Source organism: Candidatus Flexifilum breve, assembly GCF_016713355.1.
In genome coordinates this window covers 107999-125654 of the sequence record NZ_JADJPI010000007.1, presented here as the reverse complement: position 1 = coordinate 125654, position 17656 = coordinate 107999, and the positions used below count along the sequence as shown (strand labels likewise).

At 61.7% G+C, this 17656-nt stretch carries 15 protein-coding genes; 6 read left to right on the top strand and 9 right to left on the bottom strand.

Features of this window, described 5'->3' with window-relative positions:
- Nucleotides 1–107: 107 nt before the first annotated feature.
- Nucleotides 108–644, bottom strand: coding sequence for a peptide-methionine (S)-S-oxide reductase MsrA (gene msrA, locus IPK17_RS05930; RefSeq protein ID WP_343416758.1), 537 nt, complete (start codon nt 642–644; stop codon nt 108–110).
- A 429-nt stretch (nt 645–1073) separates the two neighbouring features.
- Between msrA and IPK17_RS05925 the strand changes: the two genes are divergently transcribed.
- The gene (locus IPK17_RS05925) at nt 1074–2522 is read left to right on the top strand and encodes an LCP family protein (RefSeq protein WP_343416757.1); all 1449 of its coding nucleotides are present in this window, start codon (nt 1074–1076) and stop codon (nt 2520–2522) included.
- An 89-nt stretch (nt 2523–2611) separates the two neighbouring features.
- Here the strand turns inward: IPK17_RS05925 and IPK17_RS05920 are convergent, their stop codons facing one another.
- The 4 genes from IPK17_RS05920 to can all read right to left on the bottom strand — a co-directional run bounded on the left by IPK17_RS05920 (nt 2612) and on the right by can (nt 5945).
- A complete protein-coding gene (locus IPK17_RS05920; protein ID WP_343416756.1) occupies nt 2612–3478 on the bottom strand; it encodes a hypothetical protein in 867 nt (288 codons plus the stop codon).
- A 216-nt stretch (nt 3479–3694) separates the two neighbouring features.
- A complete protein-coding gene (locus IPK17_RS05915; protein WP_343416755.1) occupies nt 3695–4162 on the bottom strand; it encodes a threonine/serine exporter family protein in 468 nt (155 codons plus the stop codon).
- Entirely contained in the window at nt 4159–4962 is an 804-nt protein-coding gene (locus IPK17_RS05910) for a threonine/serine exporter family protein (RefSeq protein ID WP_343416754.1), read from the bottom strand. Before IPK17_RS05910 ends, IPK17_RS05915 begins: the two co-directional genes overlap by 4 nt.
- 335 nt (nt 4963–5297) lie before the next feature.
- Nucleotides 5298–5945 carry a carbonate dehydratase gene (gene can, locus IPK17_RS05905; protein ID WP_343416753.1) on the bottom strand — a complete coding sequence of 216 codons (648 nt, stop codon included), beginning with the start codon at nt 5943–5945 and terminating at the stop codon, nt 5298–5300.
- A gap of 187 nt (nt 5946–6132) precedes the next feature.
- On the opposite strand from can, the gene IPK17_RS05900 reads away from it, so the two are divergent.
- The 4 genes from IPK17_RS05900 to IPK17_RS05885 all read left to right on the top strand — a co-directional run bounded on the left by IPK17_RS05900 (nt 6133) and on the right by IPK17_RS05885 (nt 12545).
- Nucleotides 6133–7170 (top strand): UDP-glucose--hexose-1-phosphate uridylyltransferase, encoded by a 1038-nt coding sequence (locus IPK17_RS05900; protein ID WP_343416752.1) that lies wholly within the window; start codon nt 6133–6135, stop codon nt 7168–7170.
- 96 nt (nt 7171–7266) lie between these two features.
- Nucleotides 7267–8421 carry a galactokinase gene (galK, locus tag IPK17_RS05895; RefSeq protein WP_343416751.1) on the top strand — a complete coding sequence of 385 codons (1155 nt, stop codon included), beginning with the start codon at nt 7267–7269 and terminating at the stop codon, nt 8419–8421.
- Nucleotides 8418–10205, top strand: coding sequence for a glycoside hydrolase family 13 protein (locus tag IPK17_RS05890; protein WP_343416750.1), 1788 nt, complete (start codon nt 8418–8420; stop codon nt 10203–10205). The genes galK and IPK17_RS05890 overlap by 4 nt, the downstream gene beginning before the upstream one ends.
- 141 nt (nt 10206–10346) lie before the next feature.
- Complete coding sequence (locus tag IPK17_RS05885; RefSeq protein WP_343416749.1) at nt 10347–12545, top strand: glycoside hydrolase family 2 TIM barrel-domain containing protein; 2199 nt, start codon at nt 10347–10349, stop codon at nt 12543–12545.
- A 365-nt stretch (nt 12546–12910) separates the two neighbouring features.
- Here the strand turns inward: IPK17_RS05885 and IPK17_RS05880 are convergent, their stop codons facing one another.
- The 3 genes from IPK17_RS05880 to IPK17_RS05870 form a co-directional block, all read right to left on the bottom strand.
- Nucleotides 12911–13339: an iron chaperone gene (locus tag IPK17_RS05880; protein WP_343416748.1), complete on the bottom strand. Its 429-nt coding sequence runs from the start codon at nt 13337–13339 to the stop codon at nt 12911–12913.
- A 3-nt stretch (nt 13340–13342) separates the two neighbouring features.
- Nucleotides 13343–13759, bottom strand: coding sequence for a VOC family protein (locus tag IPK17_RS05875; protein ID WP_343416747.1), 417 nt, complete (start codon nt 13757–13759; stop codon nt 13343–13345).
- 76 nt (nt 13760–13835) lie between these two features.
- Complete coding sequence (locus IPK17_RS05870) at nt 13836–14237, bottom strand: helix-turn-helix transcriptional regulator (RefSeq protein ID WP_343416746.1); 402 nt, start codon at nt 14235–14237, stop codon at nt 13836–13838.
- Between the two features lie 219 nt (nt 14238–14456).
- Between IPK17_RS05870 and IPK17_RS05865 the strand changes: the two genes are divergently transcribed.
- Entirely contained in the window at nt 14457–15296 is an 840-nt protein-coding gene (locus IPK17_RS05865) for a formate/nitrite transporter family protein (RefSeq protein ID WP_343416745.1), read from the top strand.
- Here IPK17_RS05865 and IPK17_RS05860 read toward each other — a convergent pair whose 3' ends face one another.
- The gene (locus IPK17_RS05860) at nt 15297–17606 is read right to left on the bottom strand and encodes a WD40 repeat domain-containing serine/threonine protein kinase (protein WP_343416744.1); all 2310 of its coding nucleotides are present in this window, start codon (nt 17604–17606) and stop codon (nt 15297–15299) included.
- Nucleotides 17607–17656: the final 50 nt, after the last annotated feature.

The window sequence follows — 17656 nt, the reverse complement described above, 5'->3', positions numbered from 1 at the left end:
CCCACCCCCGACCCCCCGCCTCCGAATTCAGGGATGGGAGACAGAAGACTCGCCGTTTCTCCCCTCTCCCCGCTTGCATGGGGGAGAGGGTTCGGGACGAGGCTGTCTTACTTCTTCAACTGCGCCATGAACTGCTTGCGGAACTTCGCCACCTTCGGCGCGACCACGACGCGGCAGTAGCCCTGATACGGGTTACGCGCGAAAAACTCCTGATGATACGCCTCGGCGGGGAAGAACTCCTTGAATTCGGTGACTTCGGTCACAATCGGACTCGGCCACAGCCGCTCTGCGTTGACCTCGGCGATCACCTGCGCGGCGGTCGCCTGCTGCTCCGGCGAATGGTAAAAGATCGCCGAGCGGTACTGCGGGCCGACATCATTGCCCTGACGATTTAGGGTCGTGGGATCATGCACCGTGAAGAACACCTTGAGGATGTCCTTGAAGCTGATCACGCTGTTGTCGAAGGTCACCTGCACGACTTCGGCATGCCCGGTCGTCTTATCGCACACCTGCTCATACGATGGGTTCTTGACCCAACCGCCCGAATAGCCGGAGACCACATCGGTCACGCCGTTCAAGTCGTCGTAGACCGCTTCCGTGCACCAAAAACACCCGCCGCCCAGCGTCGCGATTTCCTTGGCCATGTTTTCACCTCTTGGTTGTCTAAGGGGTTACAGAGTATAGACGGAATCAGATGCAGAAACCTAACCACCTAGAGCGCCGAGAACCCGGAGAAAGTGCGATTTTCTAAGCGTGCGATCATCTTTCGCCATCGCAGAGCAAGCGCCGAAAGGCGGTGTGTAGGGGCAGACGTGTGTCTGCCCAATTTCGAGCGCACAGGTAGGTGCGCTCCTACCAGCCTCGACTGGATGGTGTACCTCGTCGCTTCCTCTGCGCTCTTCGCGCTCTCTGCGGTTCACGCTCTTTTTGCGCTGCTCCTCTGTGTTCTCTGTGGTTCAAGCCTTTTCACGTTACAGCGCTTGCAGTTTCTGCCCGTAGGGAAAGCGTCATTCAAGCCGCGCTGATCGTCGGCTATAATGGCGACGCACAAGCAGTTGTCATAGGTGTTCGCTATGCGTATTCCCAGTTGGTTATTCATCGTCGGCGTGATCGTGTTCGTCATTGGCACGGCGCTCTGCTCCGGCGTTTCCTATTTAGCGGCGCGGCAGGCCGCCATCGACCTTGGCGAGAGTGGCATCGAACTGGTGTCATTCACCGATTTCCTGCGCGCGCAGCCGACGCCGCTGCCGCCCACGGCAACGCCCTACTCGCTGCCAACCGTCACCCCGCGCCCCGGCGCGACCCTGGCGCCCACGAGCATCGCACCCACGGCCACGGTCGATGTGCTGGCCGAGTATGAATGGAATGATCCCCGGCGTTTCAACATTCTGTTGATGGGCATCGACCAGCGGCGCGGCGAAACCGGGACGTTCCGCACCGATACAATGATGATCGTGAGCGTTGACCCGGTGCGCAAAACCGTCGGCATGCTCTCCATTCCGCGTGACCTTTGGGTCCAAATCCCCGGCTATCAGCCGAGCCGCATCAACACAGCCAACGATATCGGCGACCGTGACGGCTACCCCGGCGGCGGTCCAGCGCTGGCGGCGCGCACCGTCACCGAAAACCTCGGCATCGACGTGGACAAGTACATCCGCGTCAATTTTGATGTGTTCACGACCGTGGTCGATCTCGTCGCGCCGAGCGGTGTCGAAGTGTGCCCGACGCAGGCCATCGATGACCCGACGTATCCCGACGCGGGCTATGGTTTCATTCACGTGACCTTCCCGGCGGGCTGCCAGACGCTCGACGCGACGCGCTTGCTCCAGTATGCGCGTACGCGCCACACGCAGAACTCCGACTTTGACCGCGCCGCGCGCCAGCAGGAAGTGATCAAATCGCTGCGCGACACGGTGATGAGCGCGGGCGGCATCGCCAACCTGATCGTGCATGTGCCGGAACTGTGGACGGAACTCTCTGACAGCTACGTCACCAACCTGTCGCAGGAAGAACTGTTCGCGCTGGCGTCGCTGGCGCAGGACATCCCGCGGGAGAATATTCGCTCCGCGGTGATCAACCAGTTCTACACCACGCCGCAGACCAACCCCAACGGCGATCAGGTGCTCATCCTCAACTACTCCGCGTTCCGCGGGCTGCTGCAGGAAGTGTTTGGCGAAAACCAGACGCTCAATACGTCCGATTTGCGCGACCGGGCGAACGCTGAAGCCGCCAACATCGTCGTGTACAACAACACGACGACGCAGGGGCTGGCCACGCAAACGCGCGATTGGCTGACCAGCCGCAGCGTGACGATCAGCGCGGTGGGCAACATGCCGGAACCGGATGACAGCGCCGTGACCGTCATCCGCGACTACACGGGTAACCCGTACACCGCGCGCTATCTGGCACAGCTCCTCGGCCTGCCCGAAGATCGCATTCAGGTGTCGTCCGATGGCCTGACCTCAGCCGACGTGATGGTCGTGGTCGGCTCAGACATTCAACCACTGCTGAGCGGACAGTAACGTCGCTTCAGCTTGCGCGATACAGCAAAACGGGGCGCTCCAATGATTGGAGCGCCCCGTTTTTGTTTGTGGCACCACAGCGCCGCCGATTAGCGCAGCCGACGCGGCGCAATCAACGCGATCAATCCGCCTTCCGGGGTGAGCGCGCACACGTACCCCGCGGGGCTGTCGGGCAGCGTCGTCAGCAGACGCGGCCAGCGCGGGGTGGTCACCGTGCTCAACTGCACCAGAATGCCCGTCCCGCGCAGGCACACGCGCACGGGTTCGTCGAGCTGAGTCGTCTGAGTGCCATCGCGCAGCGTGGCAGACAGCCAAACCGCACTCTGGATAAAGCGGATCAAGCGCGCCAGCGAACCGAGCTGCACCGTGGGATCGGTCAGCATGCCATTCACAATGAGCACATCGAACTGCGCGTTTTCAGCCTCCGCGCTGCACAGAAGCGCTCCACCCGTGGCGAGGTCGAGGTCGGCGCACCCCACGTTGTTCACCGGAAGCGCCGTGCTCGTCGGGAGCGCGGTCGGCTGCGGCGGGATGGACGTAGGAGCAGGCGAGGCTGTGAACGTCGCTGTTGCGCTCGGCGTGTTGGATGGCGTGTTGCTTGGGGTATTCGACGGCGTATTGGAAGGGGTATTGCTCGGCGTATTCGTATTCGAAGGTGTGTTGCTGGGTGTATTCGACGGCGTGTTGCTTGGGGTATTCGACGGCGTATTGGAAGGGGTATTGCTCGGCGTATTCGACGGCGTGTTGCTCGGCGTATTGCTTGGGGTATTGGAAGGCGTATTGCTCGGCGTGTTCGACGGCGTTGGTGAATATTCAGGTGTATCGGTCGCCGTAAACGTGAAAGTGGGCGTCGGCGTATCAGTGGACAACTGCAGCGCTGGAACGACGCTCGACGGAATCAACAGGGCAGCAAACAGCAGCGCTACCGCCACTAAGGGCAGGAACCAGTTCTTCATACGGTAAGCCTTAGACGTGAGATAGGTCAGGAATGCAAGCAGCAGTGAGCGACGCGCAAAAACTAAGGCTCGGTTGCCCCTAGATCCCAACAGAATGTAAGGTTTGATTGGTTAAGAAGTAGGCTGAAGATAGAAGAAGTCGAGGGAAAAGTCAATTACCGAGACGGTGGCGGCGGCAAATCTGGATGAATTTCAGGTTTGCCGCCGCATTCAAAGTTACACCACCGGTTTTGGACGGCGGAACAGCAGCATCGGCATGGTGATGCCGAGCGCGAGCGCCGCGAGGATCAAGCCCGTGTTGACGAAGTTGACAGCCGTTTCCATGAGGATCGGTTCGGTGCTCGCGGGCGCGGTCGTCGCCAGACGGATCACGCCGAGCATGGCGCGGTAGGCGAACGACCCCGGCACCATCGGCACCGCGCCGCAAATGCCAAAGACCAGCGACGGCGTTTCCAGCCGCCGCGCGAACAGATCGCTCATCAGCCCGACGGTCGCCGCGCCCGCGAGCGTCGCCGGGGCAATCGATACGCCGAGCTGCATCAACAGGGTGCGCAGCGCATGGCCACACGCGCCGCAGACGAAGCACGCGATCAAGGTTTTGCGCGGCACGTTGAACAGCACGGCAAAGCCGACCGCGACCACGCCTGACCAGAAGAAGTCTTGCAGCACAGTCCACAGGTTCATAGTCCGCTGACCCCCATCAACTGCATCGCCAGCAGCAGCCCAAGCGCGATACACATCGAGATCACCGCGCCCGTAAACCCCCGCACCAACCCGGTGACCATGTGCCCGTTGATCATGTCACGCAGTGAATTGATCAGGTGGACGCCGGGGACGAGCAGCAGGACCGAGGCCGCCAGCGCGATCTGCGGGCTGGGGCTGAGGTGGAAGATCGTGGCGGTGCTGGCGCCTAACCCGGCGACGAAGGCGGTCACGACGACGATCATGAACGAATTGAAATGCTGGCGGCTCATTTCCTGCCGCACGTACATCGCCGCCCCAGCCGACAGAAAGGTCACGGCAAACACGGCCAAATCGGAGCCGAACAAGCGGCTGAGTCCGGCACAGGCTAACCCCACCATGCCGACCACCACCCACCGATTGTAGTTTGAGCGCATGGCGCTGATGCGCAGCAGTTCCGCGCGCGCTCCAACACGGTCGACCTCGCCCCAACTAATGCGATAGGCAAGGTCATTTATCGCACAAACGATACTCAGGTTGACGCCCAGCGTCACCACGCGCCGCACCTTGGTGCGGAATTCTTCCCCGCTGATCGTCGTTACGATCAGGGCATTTGGGGAAACGAGAATGTCGAGCCACGTCGCCCCGAGCGACGTGCCGATCAGGTGTACAACGCTTTCGACGCGAGATGTATCCGCGCCGTGCTGTAAGAGCATCTGTCCCGCCCACAACGAGAGGTCGATCACATCCCGGAGCGTCTCGTGATCTAAGGGGCGGCTTTTTCGATCAGCCTCTTGGTCCATTCGTTCCTATCCCCACATAAAAACACGTCCCCAGTGTACCGTGAGAGGTCTGGATCTGAATAGGGGTTTAGCCGAAGAATGAGAAATCGTTTACTGTGAATCCGGTACATTTGTCAGTGAATCGGCGTGATTCCGGCTCGGTAGGCCGATGAATCACGCCACCGCGCGTAAGCGAGCGGGGTTTGCTTCCCTCGTCTCTTTTTGGTTGAGGACGGGGGTGGGGTTGTCTTTTACCACTGCAAAGAATCTACTGAGCTATGTGCTCGAGAGTTTCCATGTAGGGGCTGCCCATTTGCGGGCGCACACACAGGTGCGCCCCTACTGCCTACGTGGCTCTACCCCGCCGCTTCGGCGACCGCCATGCGATACAGCGCGTCGACCTCGTCGGCGCTCGTCACTGTGACGTGCAAATCTTTGAGCAGGCCATCCCCCACACCGTAAATCCAGCCGTGCACATGTAGATCCTGCCCGCGCCGCCAGGCGCCCTGCACGATGGTCGTATGGCAGACATGGCGCACCTGTTCGATCACGTTGAGTTCGCAGAAGCGATCAAAACACTGCTGGTCATCACTGATCGTGCACAGCGTGTCATTGTGCCGTTGGTACACATCTTTGAGATGCCGCAGCCAGTTGTCGATCAGGCCGAACTCGCGGTTTTGCATGGCCGCGCGCACCCCGCCGCAGCCGTAATGCCCGCACACGATGATGTGCTTGACCTTGAGCACTTCCACCGCGTACTGGATGACCGACAGGCAGTTGAGATCGGTGTGAATGATCTGGTTGGCGATGTTGCGATGCACGAAGACTTCGCCGGGCAGCAGGCCGATGATCTGGTTGGCGGGCACGCGGCTGTCCGAACAGCCGATCCACAAATAATCGGGCGCTTGCTGCGCGGCGAGACGCGCGAAAAATTCCGGGTCAGCCGTCGTCATCTGCTTGACCCACGTCCGGTTGTTGTCAAAGAGCTGTTTCAGCGTCCGCATTTTGTTCTCCAAGTGCTTTACGACGATTGTAGCGACTTCAGGCCTCCACCCGGCGATTTTCTTAGAGAATCGTAATCCACTCGGCGGGGCAGCGGCGGATGTGAAACCGCTATCATTTGAACGTTGGGATCACATGGCGTACAATCTTGCGCCGTAACCTGCTGTTGATCATCAGGACGGTATTCGAATGCAGTTTGATCCGATCGAACATCCGCACCGGCGCTTGAACCCGCTGACGGGCGAGTGGGTTCTCGTCTCGCCGCATCGCACCAAGCGCCCGTGGCAAGGGCAGGTGGAGCGGCTGCCTGACGACAACCGCCCCGCGTACGACCCGAAATGTTACCTGTGCCCCGGCAACGAACGCGCGAACGGCGAACACAACCCGCCGTATGAGACCACCTTCGTGTTCACCAACGACTTTGCGGCGCTGCTGGAAAACACGCCGGAAGCTGACTCCGAGCATCCGCTGCTCAAGGCGAGCGGCGCGAGCGGCACCTCCCGCGTGATCTGCTTCTCGCCGCGCCATGATTTGACCCTCGCGCAGATGGATCGCCCGGCGATTCGCCGCGTGGTCGACATGTGGGGCGAGCAGATCACCGACCTGGGACGCACGTATCCGTGGGTACAAATTTTCGAGAACAAGGGCGCGGCGATGGGCGCGTCCAACCCGCACCCGCATGGTCAGGTGTGGGCGTGCAGCTTCCTGCCCAACGAACCCGCCGCCGAAGATCGCAGCCAGCGCGCCTACACGGAGCAGAACGGTTCGGTGCTGCTGGTCGATTACGTGAAGCTGGAAAGCGAACGCGGCACGCGCGTCGTCGTGGAGAATGATGAGTGGGTCGCGCTCGTCCCCTACTGGGCGATCTGGCCGTTTGAGACGATCCTGATCCCGCGGCAGCATGTGCTGCGCCTGCCCGACCTGACCGACGGGCAGCGTGACGGGCTGGCAGACGCGCTCAAGCGGCTGCTCACGCGCTACGACAACCTGTTCGAAACGCCGTTCCCCTATTCGATGGGCTGGCACGGCGCGCCGACGACCGCCGGGAATTTTGATTACTGGCAGCTCCACGCGCACTTCTACCCGCCGCTGCTGCGTTCGGCGACGGTGCGCAAATTCATGGTCGGCTTCGAACTGCTGGCGGAGTCGCAGCGTGACCTGACGCCCGAACAAGCCGCTGATCGGCTGCGGGCGCTGTCTGAAGTGCACTATAAAAGTAATGAGTAATGAGTGACGAGTCGAAGCACAAGTTTGTGCCGGACTGATTCTGTCGCTCTTTCTCGTAACTCGTTACTCATTACTCGTCACTGAAGGAGTTTTCTGATGTCTTTACGTGAACAAGTTATCACCGAATTTCAGCACCGCTTTGGCGAAGCGCCGACCATCGTCGCGCGCGCGCCGGGTCGCGTCAATCTGATCGGCGAGCACACCGACTATAACGACGGCTTTGTCATGCCGATGGCGATCAACCGCGCGGTGTGGATCGCGCTGCGCCCGCGCCTCGATCCGTACGTGGTGGTCTACTCATGCGACATGGATGAGGTCGCCGAATTCTCCGTGCTGGAGATGGTCAAAGGCCGCCACAGCCAGTGGGCGGAGTACATCAAGGGTGTGGCGTGGTCGATGCAGGAAGCGGGCCTGACGCTTAAAGGCTGGGACGGCGTGATCGCGGGCGATGTCCCCATCGGCGCAGGCTTGTCCTCGTCGGCGGCGGTCGAAATGGCCGCGGCGCGCGCCTTCGGCCACACCTCCGGCATTGCGTGGCAGCCCGTTGAAGCAGCCAAGATGGGGCAGAAGACCGAAAACGAGTGGATCGGCGTCAATTCCGGCATCATGGATCAGACGATTTCGGCGGGCGGCGTGGAAGACAACGCGCTGCTCATCGACTGCCGTTGGTTGACGCTCACGCCCGTGCCGCTGCCGCCGGAAACCGCCGTCGTGATTATGGATACGATGACGCGCCGCGAACTGATCGGCTCGGAATACAACGTGCGCCGTGAACAGTGCGAGACGGCGGCCAAGTTCTTCAATGTGCCCGCCCTGCGTGATGTTAACCCGGCGCAGATCGAAGCGGTCAAGGATCTGCTCGAAGATGTGGTCTACCGCCGCGCCAAGCACGTCGTGACCGAAAACGCGCGCACGTTGGAAGCAGCAGACGTCATGCGGGCGGGTGATGCGGTCCAGCTCGGCCTGCTGATGAACGCCAGCCATGCCAGCCTGCGCGACGACTTCGAAGTGACCAACAACGCGCTCAACGTGATCGTGGAGATCGCGCAGGCGCAGCCCGCGTGCTACGGCGCGCGGATGACCGGCGGCGGCTTTGGCGGGTGCGCGGTCGCGCTCGTCAAGTTGAGCGAAGCGGAAGCCTTTGCCAGCGCCGTGACGGCGGAATATGAGAAGCGCCAGTCGCGCACGCCCGCGATCTACGTCTCGACGGCCACCGACGGCGCGTCGATTAGTCCAGAGGTGAGCGCATGAATCCGAGCTATCAGGCAGCGCGTAAACTGCGTCCGGAAGGGGCGTTCCATCTGCCGCCCACGGCGCAGCCGCTCGGCGCAATCGTCGATCTGATCCTCGAAGACTCGGAATATCAGCCGGAAGTCTATTTGACGGACACGCGGCGGGAACTGTCATGGCACCTGCTGCTGGATGCGACGGAGACGCCAGGGACGTGGCGCGCGCAGATCAAGCTGCCGAGTGAGCCGACGATTGTCACCTATATGTTTCAGTTCCACGCGCCCCAGCCGACGCCGCCCCTGCTGGAAATCCGCCAGATCGAAGGGCGCAACACGGCGATCTACGGCGAATGGACGCAGCTCCCGTTCAAAATCGCGGTCTATGACCCGCTCGCCATGCCCGCCGATTGGACGCAGGGCATGGTCATCTACCAGATTTTCCCGGATCGCTTTGCCAACGGCGACCCGTCGACCGATCACCTGATGAAAGGCGTGTACGGTCACGAGCCGCATTTTCACCAGTGGGGCGACCGCCCGGAGCATCCGCCGCTCGGACGCGATTTCTACGGCGGCGACCTGCGCGGCGTGATCCAGAAGCTCGACTACATCGCTGAATTGGGCATCGACACGATCTACTTCACGCCGATCTTCGACGCGCCCACCAATCACCGCTACGACGCCATCGACTACTTCAAGATCGACCCGATGCTCGGCACGCTGGACGACTTCCGCGAACTGCTCAGCGAGGCGCACGGGCGCGACCTCAAAATCGTGCTCGACGCGGTGTTCAATCACTGCTCGTCGGACAGCCTGTACTTTGACATCACCGACAAGTTCGGCGGCGGCGCGTATGCCTCGAAGCAGTCGCCCTACTACCGTTGGTTCGACTTTGAAGAGCATCCGACCAAGTACCGCGGTTGGATCGGCCTCGGCTTCATGCCGGAATTTGTCGAATGCCCGGAAGTCGAAGAGTTCTTCTGCGGGCCGGAAGGCGTGACTGCCTACTGGCTGCGCGCAGGTATCGATGGCTGGCGCTGCGATGTGGCCTTCGACAACAGCGACGAGTTCTGGCGGCGCTTCCGCAAGCGCGTGGAGCAGACGCGCCCCGGCGCGTACACCGTCTCCGAGCTCTGGCTGGATTCGACACACTACCTGCTCGGCGACACCTTCAACGCCACCATGAACTATCGCTTCACGTGGGCGGCGCGCGGCTTCCTCGCGGAAGATATGCTCACGCCGTCGGAAGTCGATGATCGCCTCGCCGTGCTGCGCCGTGATACCCCGCCGCCCGCGCTCAAAGCGCAGATGAATCAGGTCGATTCGCACGACAGTAACCGGATTCTGACGGTGGCGGGCGGGGATGTGCGCCGCGTTAAGCAGGTGCTGGCCTTCCAGTTGAGCTATCCCGGCGCGCCGATGATCTACTACGGCGGCGAGACGGGTCTGGAAGGCGATTACGCGGAAGATGGCCGACGCTGCATGCCGTGGGATAACCTCAACCACGAATTGATCGGCGACTTTAAGCACGCGATTCACACGCGGCGGGATCTTGCGCCGCTGCGCTATGGCGACTTTGAAGCGCTGGTGATCGACGATGCGCAGCGCGTGTACGCCTTCGCCCGCACCTATCAGGGCGAGACGGTCTACTGCGCGTTCAACGCCAGCGACGCGGCGGCGACCGTCGCGCTCACGGTCGGCGGCGGCGCGTGGACGGATGTGCTCAACGGCACGCCCGCCACGGTCAGCGGCGATCAGCTCACCGCGCAGATCGCGCCGCGCTCATGCGCGTGGTTTGTCAAAGCGTAACATAACCACAGAGGACGCAAGAACGCAGAGGCAAAAGATGGTCAGTTCTCCGCGTTCTCCGTGATCTCTGGAGGGGCAAATTCTTTGGGGGGGCCGGCGTTGTTCTCTGTGGTCCTCTCTTAGATAAAAAAGGCGTTTTCCATGCGAACGATACTCCCGTTTAACGATCAATGGCTGTTCGCGCCCGAACCGCTCGACGCGCGCACGCCTGACGACCGCTTTAAGACCGTGACGCTGCCGCACACGACGGTCGAACTACCGCACCGCAACTTTGATCCGTCCGAGTACGGCTTCATTTCGACGTACCGCAAGCGCTTCACCATGCCGGAACCCGCCAAAGGCCGCCGCGTGTTCATCGAGTTTGACGCCGCGATGATCGCCGCGACCGTCTCGATCAACGGCGTGCAGGTGGGCATCAACGAGGGCGGCTACACGCCGTTCAGCTTCGACCTGACCGAGCACCTGCGCGGCGGCGAAAACCTGCTGCAAGTCGAACTCGATTCGAGCGAACGCGCCGATATTCCGCCGTTCGGCTACGTGGTCGACTATCTGACCTTCAGCGGCATCTACCGCGATGTGCGGCTCGTCATCGTCGATAACGTGCATGTGGAAAACGTTTTCACGCGCACCAGTGACGTGCTGACCGCGCCGAAGCTGAGCGCGGACGTGCGCTTGCGCAACGCCAACCGCTTCGATCGCGCCGTGAACATCCGCGCGACGCTGCATCCCTATTTGCAGCGCGGCAGCGCCAACGCTGTCACGCAGGAAGTGACCGCGCTCGTCCCGCCGGACGGCACGCTGACGACGACGCTCCACTTCGACAACCTGTCCGGCATTCACCTTTGGTCGCTGGATGATCCCAAGCTGTACACGCTGGAGATCGAAGTCACCGCCGACTCCGGCCTGATCGACACGTTCACCACACGCTTCGGCTTCCGCGAGGCGATCTTCAAGGATGATGGCTTCTATCTGAATGGCAGCAAGATCAAGCTGATTGGCCTGAACCGCCACCAGATGTACCCGTACATCGGCGCGGCGGCTCCGCAGCGCTTGCAATGCCGCGACGCCGAAATCCTCAAGTACGATCTCGGCGTGAACATCGTGCGTACGTCGCACTACCCGCAGTCGCCGCACTTCATCGACGCGTGCGATCAGCTCGGCTTGCTGGTGCTGGAAGAGATTCCCGGCTGGCAGTTCATCGGCGACGAGGACTGGAAAGGCATCGTGCTGCGCGACGTGGAAGCGATGATCATGCGCGACCGCAATCACCCGTCGATTGTGCTGTGGGGCGTGCGCATCAACGAATCATGGGACGATGAAGCGCTCTACACGGCGACCAACGCCCTCGCGCACAAGCTCGACCCGACGCGGCAGACGGGCGGCATCCGCTACTTCCTGACCAGCCAGTTCCTCGAAGACGTGTTCACCTACAACGACTTCTCGAATACCGTGGTCGAACCCTCGCACACGCCGCACCTCGTCACCGAGCACAACGGGCACATGTTCTCGACCAAAACGTTCGACAACGAAGAGCGGCAGGTCGAACATGCGCTGCGGCATCTGCGCGTGCAGGATAAGCAGTTCGGCATGCCCAACGTCACGGGGGCGATTGGCTGGTGCGCGTTCGACTACAACACGCACAAGGAGTTCGGCTCCGGCGACCGCATGTGCTATCACGGCGTGATGGATATCTTCCGCCTGCCCAAATTCGCCGCTTACGTCTACGAAAGCCAGATTGACCCGAAGGTGCGTCCGCTCGTGCGCGCCGCGACCTTCTGGACGCCCGGCGACCGCGCCGCTAACGGTAACGATCCGCTGGTGGTCTTCTCGAACTGCGACGAGCTGGAAGTTTACCTCGGCGATAAGCTGTATGGGCGCTTCCTGCCCGACCGCGAGACCTACCCGAGCATCCCGCATGCGCCGTTTGTGGTCAAGGGGCTGGCGCACAACATGACCCATTGGGGCGAGAACTATTTTGACCTGCACCTCGTCGGCTTGATCGACGGGAAACCCGCTGCTGAACAGTGGATCGAGGCGAACAGCCTGCCGGTGCAGTTGGTGTTGGAAGCGGATGATACGGAGTTGGATGCGGATGGCGCGGATATGACGCGCCTGGTCTTCAAGGTGACGGACAAGTACGGCAATCGTCTGCCTTACGCCATTATGCCGATCAACTTCACACTGGAAGGCGCGGGCGATCTCGTGGGCGAGAATCCGTTCCCGCTGGTGGGTGGGCAGGGCGCCATGTATGTCCGCGCGCACACCACCCCCGGCACGATCACGGTGACAGCGAGCACGCCGCGTCTGCCGAGCGCGACTGTGACCATCGTCACGCGGTAGCGAATATACCCCTCACCCCTAACCCCTCTCCCACGCAAGCGGGGAGAGGGGAGGAATGAGTTTGCTGGCTCCCCTCCCCCCGAATTCGGGGAGGGGACGGGGGTGGGGTCGGAAACGGCGGACGCGATGTAGAAGGTCTCCGCCCAATAAGGACTTTATCGTAGGGACGAGGCATGCCTCGTCCTTATTTTTTGGAGCTGGGAAGAGAGGACAAGGCATGCCTTGTCCCTACAAAAGCACCGCTTGTAGAGGTATTTCTGAGCATGATAGACACCCTCTGTATCGCGTCCCTACGGAAACCAACTTGGCTTGGCGGAGGATGTTTGCTCCCCTCCCTGAATTCGGGGAGTGGGGTCGTTTTCCCCTTAGCGCACTGCCCGCTTGACCAATTCCGTGATCTTGGCCGCTTCGGCGTCCGTCAGCGCCTTCAGCGCGAACGAGGTCGGCCACATGTTCCCGTCGTCCAGGTTCGCAACATCGTTGAAACCAAAAGTCGCGTAGCGCGCGCCGAACTTCTGCGCCGTCTGGAAGAAGCACAGCACTTTGCCATCTTTCGCATAGGCGGGCATCCCGTACCACGTTTTCGGCATGAGTTCGGGCGCGACAGCTTTGATGATCTCGTGGATGCGCGTCGCCATGCCCCGATCCGGTTCCTCCATCTCGGCGATCTTCGCGAGCAGGTCATTTTCCCCGGCCTGCCGATCCTGATTCGCGCGAGCTTCCGCCTTCATCTCTTTGGCGCGTTCCTTCATGGCCGCTTTTTCTTCGGCGGTAAATCCGTCTGCCTTTTTCATCGTTTAGCTCCTCTTGTCTTGTGAGAGCACCATGACATTGCCGCTGGGGTCTTTGAAGATCGCCTCGATCCGGCCATACGGACGGTCGGCGGGGGGCTGCAGAAATTCCACACCTTTCGCCGTAAGCGTCGCATAGGCCGTGTGGCAGTCATCCGTCTTCCACACGCAGTGACCGAGCTGCCCCGCTGCCACCAGCGGCGTCAGCACCGCCACATCCGCGTCGCTGAGACCGCCGCCGGTCTTGAGCGCAGTCAGGCCGATTTCCAGCTCGGGTTGATCGGGCGCGCCCACGCTGATCCAGCGAAAGTCGCCCACGGTGACATCCGCGCGAATTTCAAAGCCGAGCTTTTCGACATAGAAGCGGAGGGCTTCGTTCTGATCTGTGACCCACAGGGTGGTGACGGCCAGTCGCTTGATCATGGAGTGTCTCCTTCATCAGCAATAGCTAAATGATAAAACATCTGTGCTAAACAGGCTTCTCGAAAATTGCTCTCTTTTACGGATCGAGCGTGTCCGGAATCTGGTGTTGGACGGCGGCGCACAGGGGGATGTAAGCGGCATGCTGGGTGGGCTGGCGGCTGCGGCGGTAGGCGCTCGGCGACAAGCCCACGACGCGGCGAAACAATGTGCAGAACGAGCCGAGACTTTCAAAACCGACTTCCGCGCAAATGTCGGTGATGCTGAGATCCGAACTGCTCAACAGCTCTTTGGCTTTCGCCATGCGCACCTGAATGAGGTATTGATGCGGCGTCTGCTTGTAGACGCGGCGAAACAGCCGGATCAGATAGAACGGCGAGAGCGCGACTTCCGAGCTTAAATGGTCAATCGTGATCGGCGTCGCATAACCCCGATCCAGCAGTCGGCGCGCCTGCCGCGCCTGATGGTGATGATGATGCACCGCAGATCTCTCACAGGTGTGTATGACAGATGAGATGACTATAGCACACTTCCGACGCGCGCTGGGCGGTGTCAGCCGTCAGCTCGCCGCATGACATCCAAATAACGCTGATACTGAGCTATTCACTAGATGGCGCGTGACAATCTTCATCCCCCGATCACCGATATTTGCGCGACAATCAGACGGATAGAATATTCATTAGAGAGAAGCGCAATTCTTATGTCAGACACCCAACTCCCCGTCGATATGCTGCCCCCCACCGAAGTTGCCACCAAAGCCGCCGCAATGGGCGTCCGCAAAGCGCACATGAGCATCACGACCACGCTCGTCCAGTCCATGATGGCGGGCGGTTTCGTCTCGTCGGGCGCATTGTTCGCCACCATCGCCGTCGCCGGAGCCAGCGGCATGATCCCCTATGGCATCACCCGGTTGCTGTTCGGGCTGGTGTTCTGCCTCGGGCTGATTCTCGTCGTGCTGGCGGGCGCGGAACTGTTCACGGGCAATGTGCTGATCGTGATCGCCTGGGCGAGCCGCAAGGTGAACACCGCCGCGCTGCTCCGCAACTGGACGCTGGTCTATATCGGCAACCTGATCGGCTCGCTGATCACGGCGGTGATCGTCTATGTGGGACGTGAATACCGCTTCGGCAGCGGCATCATCGGGCAGACGGCGCTGACGATTGCCAACAACAAAGCGCAGCTTGAATTTGGTCAGGCACTGGCGCTCGGCATTCTGTGCAATGCGCTGGTGTGTATGGCCATCTGGCTGACGCTCGGCGGGCGTACGACGACCGATAAAATCATGGCGATTTTGTTTCCGATCACGGCGTTCGGCGCGGCAGGCTTTGAGCACAGCGTCGCCAACATGTACTTCATCCCTAGCGCGCTGTTGATCAAGACGTTCGATCCGGAATTCGCCGCCAGCACCGGGCTGAATCTCGATGCGCTCACGCTGACGGGCTTCTTCAACAATATGATCCCGGTGACGATTGGCAACATTATCGGCGGCGTGGTGATGGTCGGCGCGATCTACTGGTTTGTGTATCTGCGCGAGAAATAATCAGCCTGACGACGTACTCCATAGGCGCGCCGTGCCGTCGCCGCTCCCGGTGGCGAGCAGCGCGCCATCCGGACTGAAATCGACGGCGATCACCCAGCCCGTGTGTCCGGTCAGCGTAGCGATGAGCGTGCCGCTGGTCGCGTCCCACACGGTGGCGGTGTTGTTGCGATCACCTGCTGCCAACAGCGATCCATCCGGACTGAACTCCACCGACCAGATCCAGTTGCTGGCCGCGCCCAAGGTGGTGAGCGCTGCGCCTGAGGCGGCATCCCACAGGCGGATCGTGCCATCGGCGGAACCGGAGGCGATCAGGGATCCATCCGGACTGAACGAGACGCTGCGCACCTCGTCGGTATGACCGTTCATAACTTGCAGTTGACTGCCGGAGGCCGCATCCCACAAGCGCACCGTACCATCCCGCCCACCGGTGACGATGAGCGATCCGTCCGGGCTGTAGTCGGCATCCAGCACATGACCGTTGTGCCCGGTCAGCCGGAGCACCTGCGCTTGCGCCGCCACATCCCACACCAACGCCGTCTGGTCTTCGCTCGTCGTGACCAAGCGTGATCCGTCCGGGCTGAAGGCTACGCCGCGCACGGGGACGCTGTGCGCCGACCACGTCGCGATTACCGCGCCGCCGTCCACATCGTACAGCGTGACCGTCCCCGCTTCGCTGGAAGCGGCAATGCGTGAACCGTCGCGGTTGTAGCGCACATCGTTGATGACGCCGCCCGTGCTGAACGTGCCCATTTGCGTATTGCTGGTGGTGTCCCATAAGTGGACGAAGGTGTCGCCGCCGCCGGTCGCCAGCGTGCCGCCGCGCGGGCTGAAGTCGAGCGCGCGCACCGTGCCGGAGCTGTGCGTCAGCACGGCGGCCTGTGACATCACCACGTCTTCCGGCGCAGGCAGTTGATCGGGCAGGCGACCGGGCGTGACCTGCACGGGGTCGGCGGCCACAGGCGTGATCGGCGTGGCCTGTGTGTCGGGCAGGGTGGTCGGCTCACTGACGCCGGGTTGCACGGTCGCGGGCGCCGTCGTCACCTGTGCCTCGGATTGCAGGAAGTTGAGCAGTTGATTGCCCGCGAGCAGCAGCCCCGCGCCGACCACCAGCGCCAACAGGAGCAGCCCGACACCGCAGCCGATCACCAGCGAGCGCAGCGTCGACGACCTTTGAGGGGCGGGAGCCGGACGCGCGGGCGGCGGCACATAGGCGGGTGTGGGGCGCGGCGGGGGCGGCACGCTCGGCGTGACGGGCTGGGCGCGGGGCACCGCGGGCAGCGGCTCTTCGACGCGCGGCACCGATTTGATTGTCGACAGCGGCGGCGCATTCGGCGCTGGGATTGGCGCGGGCGGGGGACTCTCCGCCTCGGGCGCTTGGGGCACGCGCTGCGAGACATTTACAGAGTCACTTTCCACCGGGAGATCATCCGTCAGTGGGAAGGTGAAAAAGCCGGTGGTCGCCGTCTCTTTGCCGGCCACTGCCGCGCCGAACGCCTGCGCGAACGTCGTCACCGTCAGGAAGCGCTCGCCGGGGCGTTTGGCCAGTGCCCGCGCCAGCACATCAGAAACGGCGGGCGGCAGATCGGGACGAACGGTCGTGGGCGGGACCGGAGTATCGTTCAGGTGGTGGAAGACCAACTGCTGCGGCTGCGCGGTCGGGAACAGCGGCTGCCCGGTGATCATCGTATAGAGCACCGAAGCCAGCGCGTACTGGTCCGTTTCCGGCGTGAGTTCTTCGTCACGCCACTGTTCCGGCGGCATGTACATCGGCGTGCCGAACACCTGCTGCTGCCCGGTGAGCGCCGCCTCGTTGAGCAGCCGCGCGATGCCAAAGTCCACGATGTACGGCGTACCGTCGTCGAACATGATGTTGCCGGGCTTGATGTCACGATGCACAACGCCTTTGCGATGCGCATAATCGAGCGCGCCTGCCAGAATGCGCAGTAAATCGGCGGTTTCGGAGAGCGCGGGCAGCGTTTCCCCCCGCATGCGCCGCACATACAGGCGCTGCGCCAGCGTGCCATCGTTGAGCAGGCGCATCACGACATAGGCGATGCCGTCCTGTGTGCCATAATCGTAGATGGGGACGATGTGCGGGTGCTCCAAGGAGGCGGCGATATGCGCTTCCCGCTTGAAGCGGTCAATGTAGCCCCGTTCCTGCGCCAGTTCGCCCGGCAGCACTTTGACGGCGACATCCCGACCGAGCGCAGATTGATGGGCGCGGTACACCGCCCCCATGCCGCCAACGCCGAGCAGCTCTTGCAGGTGATATTGTCCGAGCGAGCGCCCGGTGAGGTTTTCAACAGACATAGATTTCATCTAAGATTAAGGTTTACAGTGAGGATTATAGTATAACTCAC

Coding starts and splice junctions, on each gene's coding strand:
- msrA (WP_343416758.1), bottom strand. CDS start 644: ATGGCCAAGGAAATCGCGACGCTGGGCGGCGGGTGTTTTTGGTGCACG.
- IPK17_RS05925 (WP_343416757.1), top strand. CDS start 1,074: ATGCGTATTCCCAGTTGGTTATTCATCGTCGGCGTGATCGTGTTCGTC.
- IPK17_RS05920 (WP_343416756.1), bottom strand. CDS start 3,478: ATGAAGAACTGGTTCCTGCCCTTAGTGGCGGTAGCGCTGCTGTTTGCT.
- IPK17_RS05915 (WP_343416755.1), bottom strand. CDS start 4,162: ATGAACCTGTGGACTGTGCTGCAAGACTTCTTCTGGTCAGGCGTGGTC.
- IPK17_RS05910 (WP_343416754.1), bottom strand. CDS start 4,962: ATGGACCAAGAGGCTGATCGAAAAAGCCGCCCCTTAGATCACGAGACG.
- can (WP_343416753.1), bottom strand. CDS start 5,945: ATGCGGACGCTGAAACAGCTCTTTGACAACAACCGGACGTGGGTCAAG.
- IPK17_RS05900 (WP_343416752.1), top strand. CDS start 6,133: ATGCAGTTTGATCCGATCGAACATCCGCACCGGCGCTTGAACCCGCTG.
- galK (WP_343416751.1), top strand. CDS start 7,267: ATGTCTTTACGTGAACAAGTTATCACCGAATTTCAGCACCGCTTTGGC.
- IPK17_RS05890 (WP_343416750.1), top strand. CDS start 8,418: ATGAATCCGAGCTATCAGGCAGCGCGTAAACTGCGTCCGGAAGGGGCG.
- IPK17_RS05885 (WP_343416749.1), top strand. CDS start 10,347: ATGCGAACGATACTCCCGTTTAACGATCAATGGCTGTTCGCGCCCGAA.
- IPK17_RS05880 (WP_343416748.1), bottom strand. CDS start 13,339: ATGAAAAAGGCAGACGGATTTACCGCCGAAGAAAAAGCGGCCATGAAG.
- IPK17_RS05875 (WP_343416747.1), bottom strand. CDS start 13,759: ATGATCAAGCGACTGGCCGTCACCACCCTGTGGGTCACAGATCAGAAC.
- IPK17_RS05865 (WP_343416745.1), top strand. CDS start 14,457: ATGTCAGACACCCAACTCCCCGTCGATATGCTGCCCCCCACCGAAGTT.
- IPK17_RS05860 (WP_343416744.1), bottom strand. CDS start 17,606: ATGTCTGTTGAAAACCTCACCGGGCGCTCGCTCGGACAATATCACCTG.